Genomic DNA, 9,523 nt, shown 5'->3' with positions numbered 1-9,523 from the left:
GTCCGTCGGGGTGACCGCCTCGATGTGCCCTGCGTCACACCTTCAGCCGCTCCTCCACCCACTGCGCGAGTCCCGGCAGGTTGGCGTTGATGTAGAAGTGACCGCCCGGGAAGAAGGTCAGGTCGAAGTCCGCTGTGGTGCGTTCCCGCCAGGGTGCTGCCAACTCGGCGGTGGCGATGTCGTCGTCCTCGCCGACCAGTGCGTGGATCGGACACGAGACTTTCGCCTCGGGCGCGCTTTCGTAGGCGGCGACGGCCCGCAAACCGCGCAGGGTAGGCATCAGGGTGGCGGCGAACTGTTCGTTGGCGAGAAACTCGGGGTTGGCTCCGGTGAGCCGGCCGACCAGCTTCAACAGCTCCTGATCCGACGTCAGTATCTCGGCGCGCATCGGGATCAGACCCGGAGCGGCCGACGCCGAGGCGAACAGCGCGGCGATCGGGTTGCCGGCCCTCTCGAAGCGCAGGGCCAGTTCGAAGGCCAGCAGGGCTCCCATGCTGTGCCCGAAGAACGCCACCGAGGAGCCCGGCGTCTCGGCGGGGTCGATCATCTCGCTGAGCCGGTCGGCGAGGTCGGTGATCGCGGTGTAGCGGGACAGGTCCTTGCCGCCCCGTTTACCCGGGTATTGCACCGCCACGCATCGCGTGCCGGTGCCGAACGCCTGGGCGAACGGCACATAGAAATCGGCGGTGCCCCCGGCATGCGGGAAGATGAACAGCCGCACCGCTAGATCGGGATCAGACCGTGCTTGCGCTGCACGCGCTGGATTTGTTTGCCCCGCAACAACGTCATCGACTTACGCAGCAGCAGCCGCGTCTGATGCGGCTCGATGACCGCATCGATGAATCCCCGCTCAGCGGCGATGTAGGGGATCGCCATGTTGAGGTTGTAGCCCTCGATGAAGTCAGCGCGGATCTTCTGCACCTCCGGGGCGGTCGGGTCGGGAAACCTCTTCACCAGCAGCTGCGCCGCTCCCTCGGCACCGATCACGGCGATGCGGGCGCTGGGCCAGGCGAAGTTCAGATCGGCGGTCAGCTGTTTGGATCCCATCACCGCGTAGGCGCCGCCGTAGGACTTGCGGATGGTGATGGTCACCTTCGGGATGTCGGCCTCGACCACGGCGTAGAGGAACCGTCCGCCGCGCTTGATGATCCCGTTCTTCTCCTGCTCCACGCCGGGCAGGAAGCCGGGCGTGTCCACCACGAAGACCAGCGGCAGATTGAAGGAGTCGCAGAAGCGCACGAAGCGGGCAGCTTTGTCGGATGCCTCGTTGTCGATCGCACCGGACATGAACATCGGCTGGTTGGCGATCACGCCCACCGGGCGGCCGTCGATGCGGGCGAAGCCGGTGATCATCGCCTGCCCGGCCTGGGCAGCGACATCGAGGAAATCGCCGTCGTCGAAGATCCGCAGCAGGATCTCGTGCATGTCGTAGGCGGTGTTGTCGGCGTCGGGGACCACGCTGTCGAGTTCGAGGTCGGTCTCGGTGATCTCGGGCTCCAGGCCCGGGTTGATCACCGGCGGGTCGTCAAAGAGGTTGGGCGGCAGGAATTCCAGGAAGTCGCGGACATAGGCGAAGGCTTCCTTCTCCGAGTCGACGACCTGGTGGATGTTGCCGTACCGCGCCTGGTAGTCGGCGCCCCCGAGCTCGTCGAGGGTGACGTCCTCGCCGGTCACGTCCTTGATGACGTCCGGACCGGTGACGAACATGTAGCCCTGGTCGCGCACCGCGACCACGAGGTCGGTCTGAATCGGCGAGTACACCGCGCCGCCGGCGCACTTGCCCAGGATGATCGAAACCTGGGGCACCACCCCGGAGAGCAATTCGTGACGCCGCCCCAGCTCGGCGTACCAGGCCAGCGAGGTGACCGCGTCCTGAATGCGCGCCCCGCCGGAGTCGTTGATGCCGACGATCGGGCAGCCGACCATGGCCACCCACTCCATCAGCCTGGCGACCTTGCGGCCGAACATCTCCCCCACCGAACCGCCGAACACCGTCTGGTCGTGGGAGAACACCCCGACCGGGCGGCCGTTGATCGTGCCGTGCCCGGTCACGACGCCGTCGCCGTAGAGCGCGTCCGGATCGCCCGGGGTGCGGGCCAGCGCGCCGGTCTCCAGGAAGCTTCCCGGATCGAGCAACTCGTGGATGCGGGCGCGGGCGCTGGGTATACCGCGCTTGTCCCGCTTGGCGGCCGCGGCAGCACCGCCGGGCTCGGCGGCCAGTTCGAGCTTCTCGCGCAGCTCGGCCAGCAACTCGGCTGTCGGCTTATCTGTCACCGGCCCTGCTTTCGCTCTCGACACGGCTGAGCGCTTCGCTCAGGTGTGCGCCCACCTTCGCAATATAGGGCTCGTCGATGGCCTGGATGTGCTCGCCGCCGATCGGCACCACTTCGAGATCGCTGACGTACTCGCCCCAGCCGCCGTCGGGCTTGCGGGTCGCGTAGCGCGGCTCGAACATGATCGCGTCGTCGTGGTAGCGGTCTGCCAGGTACAACGTGACGTGACCGTCGTAGGGCTCGATCTTGGCGGTGTCGATGGCGCGGTTGTCCAGGTAGGACGTCCGCTGGTGCTCGATGATCCCGCCGGGGATGTTGACACCGCTCTGTTTGACCGCGTCCAGAACGAACTGCACCTGCCCGGCATCGTCGAGCGACTCGAGTTGCTCGTAGGGGATTTCGGGAATCTCGACATTGAAGGTCCGCTGGGCGAACAGCGCGTAGCGATCCCAGCGGGCGCGGATCTCGGCGCTGGTCTGCGGGATCTCCTCGCCGGCGCGCACCGCGTCGATCAGGCCGACGAACGCGACGTCGGCCCCGGCCCGGTGCAGCCCGATCGCGCTGGCGTAGGCCAGCACCCCGCCGAGCGACCAGCCGACCAGGACGAACGGGCCGTTGCCGCCCAACTCCAGCAGTTTGGGTACGTACTCGGCGGCGCGTTCCTCGATGGAACCCTCGACCCGCTCGAAGCCGTACATCGGGGTGTCGGCGGGCAACCGTTTGAGCAGCGGTTCGTAGACCACCGTCGATCCCCCGGCCGGATGGAACACGAACACCGGGACCTTCCCGGAGCCGGGTTCGGGTGCCCGCAACGTGCGGACGAAGCCGTCGAGTTCGCCGGACTCCAGATACTCCCGTGTGGTGGTGGCCAGTTCCTCGATGGTGCGGGCCGCCTTCACCTGCTCGGCGGTGATGGTGCCCTCGACCCGCTCGGAGAGGCGCGCGGCGATCTTCGCGGCGGTGTCGTCGTCGATCGTGGGCAGCGGGTTGAAGATCCCGCCCGGTGACTTGCCGGTGACGATCGCCCAGGTGGCGAAGGTGACGCGCTCGGCGGCTTCGCGGGGCGGCACATCGGTGCCCAGGGCGTCGACGACGGCCTGCTGGGTGAGGACCTTCGCGGCGGCCCCCGCCGCCGAGGTTTCCGCATCCGGCCCGGCCGGGTTGGTCGGCGGCGGCGGGATGTCCGGGTGGGCTTCGGGATGCTTGGCGGCGAGCTTCTCGGCCAGGTCCGGCGAAATCTCACCGGCCATCAGCTTGGCCTGTTCGGCGGCGATCTGCTCGGCCGTCATGCCCTTCTGGTGCTCGTGCAGGGCGGCGACCTCGTCGCGGTGCTCGACGGCGTAGATGATCAGTTGCTCGACGGCATTGAGGTTGGCGTCGCGCACCGCGGTCAGCTGGATCGGCGGCATGCCGAAGTCGTACTCGACGCGGTTTTTGATCCGCACCGCCATCAGCGAGTCGAGACCCAGTTCGATCAGCGGCACCTCCCACGGCAGGTCCTCGGGCTCGTAGCCCATCGCGCTGCCGACGATCAGGCCGAGGCGGTCGTGCACGGATTCACTGGAATCCGGCGACCACTTGTCCAGGCTGGCGGCCACACCGGCGCCCGCCGCCAGATTGTCGTGCAGGATCTCGGCATCGGCGTCGGCGTCACCGGCCGCTTCGGACTCGGGCTGGACCGAGACCTGCTGGGCGACCGCCGCCCCGGTGGCCACGGCCACCGGCAGAGCCGACGGGGCGCCGGCGCGGCTGACGATGGCGTCGTAGACCAGCGTGAAGGACTCCTCGATCCGGGCATGGACCTGAACCGATGCACCGCCGGGATGGCGGGTCAGTGTGGTCACCAGCCGGGCACCCTCCCCGGGCAGCGCACGCTGCTCGGAGGCGGTCAGTGTGGCATCCGGAAGTACTTGAGCCGCAGCTGCTTTGACCAGACCGGCCAGGTCGGTGTCGCCCTGTGCCGCGTACTCCCACACGTGGCGGCCGTCGGGCATGGCCACATGGGTTCCGGGAACGATCGCCGAGCCGTCGGCGGAGAAACGCGCATTGAGCCAGTGCTCCTTGCGCTTGAACCGGGTCGGGGGAATCTCGGCGTAATCCCCCGGGCTTGACGCCGGGTCGAACAGCGTGCGCACGTCCAGGTCGTGGCCGCAGACGTAGAGCTGGGCCATCGCCGACACCATGGATTCCACTTCGTCCTGCTTCTTGGCCAACGTGGGTATCAGCTGACCGTCGTGCAGGCCGGCGGCGGCGGTCGTCAGTCCGACCTGCATCAGTGCCACCGGATTGGGAGCCAGTTCCACGAAGGTGGTGTGGCCGTTGTGCACGGCATTGCGGATGCCCTGGGTGAAGTAGACGCTGTGCCGAAGGCCCTTCTTCCAGTAGTCGACGTCGTGGATGGTTTCCCCCGGGCGAATGTAGGAGCCCTCGTGCACGGTGGAGAAGTAGCCGGTCTTGAGCGGCCCGGCGGCGATGCCCTGCAGTTCGGCAGCCAACTCGCCGAGCAGCGGATCCATCTGGGTGGTGTGGCTGGCGCCCTTGGTCTGAAACTTGCGCGCGAACTTCCCCTCGGCCTCGCAACGCTCGATGATCGCGTCCACCTGAGCCGGCGGTCCGCCGATCACGGTCTGGGTGGGGGCGGCGTACACGCACACCTCGAGGTCGGGGAAGTCGGAGAACACCGTCGCGATCTCGTCCGCCGAGTACTCGACCAACGCCATCAGCCGGATGTACTCCCCGAAGAGCATCGCTTCGCCCTCTCCCATCAGGTGGGAGCGCGCGCAGATGGTCCGGGTGGCGTCGGCCAGCGACAGGCCGCCGGCGAAATAGGCTGCCGCGGCCTCCCCCAGCGACTGGCCGACCAGGGCGGCGGGCTTCGCGCCGTGGTGCTTGAGCAGCTCACCCAGGGCGACCTGGATGGCGAAGATCACCACCTGGGTGGTCTCGATGCCGTAGTCCTGCGCGTCGTCGAGAATGAGCTCGACGATCGAGTAGCCCAACTCGTCCTGGATCAGCGCATCGACTTCGTTGATCCACTCCGCGAAGACCTCGTCGCGCAGGTAGAGGCTCTTGCCCATCTTGCGGTGCTGGGCGCCGAAACCGGCGAGCACCCAGACCGGCCCGCTGGTGACCGGTCCGTCGGCGGAGAACACCAGCGGGCTCTGCTTGCCCTCGGCGATCGCGCGCAGCCCCTTGACCGCTTCGTCGTGGTCGTGCGCCATCACCACCGCACGGGAGCGCCCGTGGTTGCGTCGGGACAGTGACCGGCCGATCGATTCCAGCGACGACGCCCGGCCCGCCGGGCTGTCGATCCAGTCGGCCAGGTCCGCCGCGGTCGCTCGTTTGCGGGAGGTGAGGAAACCCGAGACGGCCAGGGGCACCACCGGAACCGGCTTCTCGGCGGCTTCCCATTGCTCGCGGGCGATCTCCAGCAGCCGCACGGCTTCGTCGGTCAGGCCCGGTAGGGGTTCGGCGGCCCGGGCGTCCAGGGTGTGTGCGCCGATCACGGCGTACTCATCCCCGAGGGGCTCGTCGAATTCCGCGTCGTCGTCCACCAGCACGCCGCCGACGTAGACCGCGTCGGCCGCCGGCGTCACGGGCGCTGTTTCGGGCTCCGGCTCGGGTTCGGGGTCGACGAGATCCTCGGGAAGCACCTCCCGCAGGACCAGGTGCGCGTTGGCGCCGCCGAAGCCGAAGCCGGACACTCCGGCGATCGCGTGCCCGCTGTATCGGGGCCAGTCGGTGATCGTGTCGGCGACGCGAAGCCGGACGGCGTCGAAGTCGATGTAGGGATTGGGACCCGAGTAGTTGATCGAGGGGGGAATCTTGTTGTGCGACAGCGACAGAGCAACCTTGGCCAGGCTTGCCGCCCCTGCCGCCGACTCCAGGTGGCCGAGATTGGACTTGACCGCGCCGAGCAGGGCGGGCTGATCGGCCGGGCGGCCCCGCCCGATCACGCGGCCCAGGGCGTCCGCTTCGATGGGGTCACCCAGGATGGTTCCGGTGCCGTGGGCCTCGATGTAGTCGACCGAGCGCGGATTGATCCCGGCGTCTTTGTAGGCCCGGCGCAGGACGTCGGCCTGCGCGTCGGGATTGGGCGCCAGCAGGCCGTTGGAACGCCCGTCGTGGTTGACCGCGGTGCCGGCGATGACCGCGATGATCTGGTCGCCGTCGCGGCGGGCGTCGTCGAGTCGTTTGAGCACCAGCATCCCGCCGCCTTCGGAGCGGGCGTACCCGTCGGCGTCAGCCGAGAACGACTTGATCCGGCCGTCCGGCGCGAGCACGCCGCCGACCTCGTCGAAACCGAGGGTGACCGCCGGGGTCACCAGTGCGTTCACCCCGCCGGCCAGTACGACATCGGCTTCGCCGGCGCGCAGCGCCTGGACACCCTGGTGCACGGCGACCAGAGACGACGAGCAGGCGGTGTCGACGGCGACGGACGGCCCGCGGAAGTCGAAGAAGTAGGACACCCGGTTGGCGATGATCGAACTGGCGGTTCCGGTGATCGCATAGGGGTGCGCGGTGCGGGGGTCCATCATCGCCAGGTAGCTGTAGTCGTTGGTGGAACTGCCGACGAAGACTCCGACGCTGCCGCCGCGCAGGCTCGACGCCGGGATGCGGGCCTGCTCGAGGGCCTCCCAGGTCAACTCCAGCGCCATCCGCTGCTGCGGGTCGAGGTTGTCGGCCTCCATCTTCGACAGCGCGAAGAACTCCGCGTCGAAACCCTTCAGGTCACTCAGATATCCCCCGCGCGTGCGGGCCCTGGCGATCCGCTCGGCCAGGCGCGGCTCTTCGATGAACTCGGCCCAGCGTCCCTCGGGCAGGTCGGTGATGGCGTCGTAGCCCTCCAGCAGCGCCTGCCACATCTGCTCGGGGGTGTTCATGTCGCCCGGGAATCGGGTGGCCAGTCCGACGATGGCGATGTCGGCGACGTCGCGCGCGCGGGTCCAGTCCTCGGCGTCCAGGTCGGCGTCGTCCAACTCCGGCTCGCCCTCGACGATCACCGTCGCCAGCGACTCGATCGTGGGGTGGCGAAACGCGACCGTCGCGGTCAGGGTGACCCCGGTGAGGTCCTCGATATCACTGGCCATCGCCACCGCGTCCCGGGAGGACAGGCCCAGTTCGACCATCGGCACCGATTCATCGATGGCGTCGGCCGGCTGACCGGTCGCCTCGGCCACCCAGTTGCGCAGCCAGGCGCGCATCTCGGGAACCGAGATCTCGGTGCGCGGTGCGGCCAGCTCCTTCTCGGGAGCCAGGATGATCTCGTCTCCGGTCGGCTGGTCGGTCATTCCGCCTCATCCGGGAAGGCGTTGGCCACCTTCCCACTGCGGAGGCTGCCGTCCAGGTAGGCCGCGCGGCAGGCGCGCCGGCCGATCTTGCCGCTGGAGGTGCGCGGGATCGCACCGGCCGGGGTGAGCAGGACGTCGCGGACGGTGACGCCGTGACGCACGGCGACCGCCGCGCGGATCGCGTCGGCGACCGGTCCGAGGTCGAGTTTGTGGGCGCCCGGCGCCCGCTCGGCGACGATGACCAGTTGCTCGGAGGTGTCCTCGCTGTCGCGTTTGATCGCCGCGTGCGCGTTGGCGAAGACCTCGTCGGGGAGCTGATTCGCCGGCACCGAGAACGCCGCCACGAACCCGGTTCGCACCGCCTTGGTGGCCTCCTGGGCGGAGTACTCCAGATCCTGCGGGTAGTGATTGCGCCCGTCGACGATGACGAGATCCTTGGTACGCCCGGTGATGTAGAGCTCGTCGCCGCAGAAGGCGCCGAGGTCTCCGGTGCGCACCCAGGTGGCGTCGTCGGCCGCGCCTTCGGCGCGCGAGGGATCGGTCCGCGACTTGAGGATGTTCTGGAACGTCGCGACGGTCTCCTCGGGCTTGTTCCAGTACCCCGTCCCCATGTTCTGACCGCTGATCCAGATCTCGCCGATCTGCCCGTCGGGAAGTTCGGAGGCACTCTCGTGATCGACGATCACCGCCCATTCGCTGATGCCGACCTTGCCGGCCCCGGCTTGCGCGACGGCCGTCGGGGAGTCGTCCGGCACCGGCACGAAGCGCCCCGCGTTGAGTTCGTCGCGATCCACGGAGATGATGGTCGGCTCCTCCGCGGACGGCGTGGTGGAGACGAACAGCGTCGCCTCGGCCAGTCCGTAGGACGGCTTGATGGCCTTGGGCTGAAACCCGAAGGGGCCGAAGGCTTCGTTGAACCGGCGCACGGTGGCCGCTGAGATCGGCTCGCTGCCGTTGAGGATGGCCTTGACGTTGGAGAGGTCCAGCGGCTCGTCGCCGTCTTTGGGTACGCCGCGCGCCGCAGCGTGGTCGAACGCGAAGTTCGGTGCGACAGAGATCGTGCCCCCGGTATCGCCGGGGCGGCGGGCGATCTCGCGCATCCACCGGATCGGGCGGCGCACGAACGCGGCCGGTGTCATGAAGGTGAAGTAGTGACCGATCATCGGTGACAGCAGCGCGGTGATCAAGCCCATGTCGTGGAAGAACGGCAACCAGCTGACGCCGCGGTCGCCCTCCTCGCCCTCGAGCGCCTCGATCACCTGCACGACGTTGGTCGCCAGGTTGAGGTGAGTGATCTGAACCCCGGTCGGAATCCGGGTGGAACCGGAGGTGTACTGCAGATAGGCGATGGTGTCCTCGTCGACGTCGTCGAAATGCTCCCACGTCGCGCCGACCTCGTCGGGCACGGCGTCGACCGCGATGACGCGGGGCCGTTCCTTGGCGGGCCGGGTGCGGAAGAAGGTGCGGACCCCTTCGGCGGCGTCGGTGGTGGTCAGGATGGCCGCGGGCTGGCAGTCGTCGAGCACGGCGTGCAGTCGACCGACGTGACCGGGCTCGCCCGGGTCGAACAGCGGCACCGCGATGCGCCCGGCGTACAACGCCCCGAAGAAGGCGACCATGTAGTCCAGATTCTGCGGACACAGGATCGCCACGCGTTCACCCGGCTCGGTGACCTGCTGCAGCCGGGCCCCGATGGCGCGGTTGCGGGCTCCGAAATCGGCCCAGTGCAGATCTATCGCCACCCCGTCGCGCTCGGTGGAGAAGTCCAGGAAGCGGTAGGCGAGTTTGTCGCCACGAACCTTTGCCCACCGTTCGACGTGCCGCACCAGGCTCGCACCCTCGGGGAAGGTGATCCGTCCATCTTTGATGAACGGGTTGTGGAACGGCATACCACTCTCCTGTCAGAACACAGTTCACGCCGGGCTGTGTCGGGCTGGGTCGGGCCGGGTCAGGCCGCTC

Annotated in this window: 4 protein-coding genes; all 4 read right to left on the bottom strand. The window is 68.4% G+C overall.

Annotated elements, in window-relative coordinates; translation table 11 throughout:
* Positions 1-34 precede the first annotated feature (34 nt).
* The 4 genes from ACKOB8_RS10265 to fadD32 are packed head-to-tail and all read right to left on the bottom strand — an operon-like array spanning position 35 to position 9,453.
* Positions 35-721: a thioesterase II family protein gene (locus ACKOB8_RS10265; protein ID WP_526377112.1), complete on the bottom strand. Its 687-nt coding sequence runs from the start codon at positions 719-721 to the stop codon at positions 35-37.
* Positions 722-723: 2 nt separating this feature from the next.
* A complete protein-coding gene (locus tag ACKOB8_RS10260; RefSeq protein WP_526377111.1) occupies positions 724-2,274 on the bottom strand; it encodes an acyl-CoA carboxylase subunit beta in 1,551 nt (516 codons plus the stop codon).
* Positions 2,264-7,564, bottom strand: a complete 5,301-nt coding sequence (gene pks13 / locus ACKOB8_RS10255; protein WP_526377110.1) for a polyketide synthase Pks13 — start codon at positions 7,562-7,564, stop codon at positions 2,264-2,266. The genes ACKOB8_RS10260 and pks13 overlap by 11 nt, the downstream gene beginning before the upstream one ends.
* On the bottom strand, positions 7,561-9,453 hold the full coding sequence (gene fadD32, locus ACKOB8_RS10250; protein WP_526377109.1) for a long-chain-fatty-acid--AMP ligase FadD32: 1,893 nt from the start codon (positions 9,451-9,453) through the stop codon (positions 7,561-7,563). Before fadD32 ends, pks13 begins: the two co-directional genes overlap by 4 nt.
* Positions 9,454-9,523: the final 70 nt, after the last annotated feature.

This window comes from Mycobacterium sp. (genome assembly GCF_046091765.1).
Classification (GTDB): Bacteria; Actinomycetota; Actinomycetes; order Mycobacteriales; family Mycobacteriaceae; genus Mycobacterium.
This window is presented reverse-complemented; position numbering and strand designations above follow the sequence as displayed.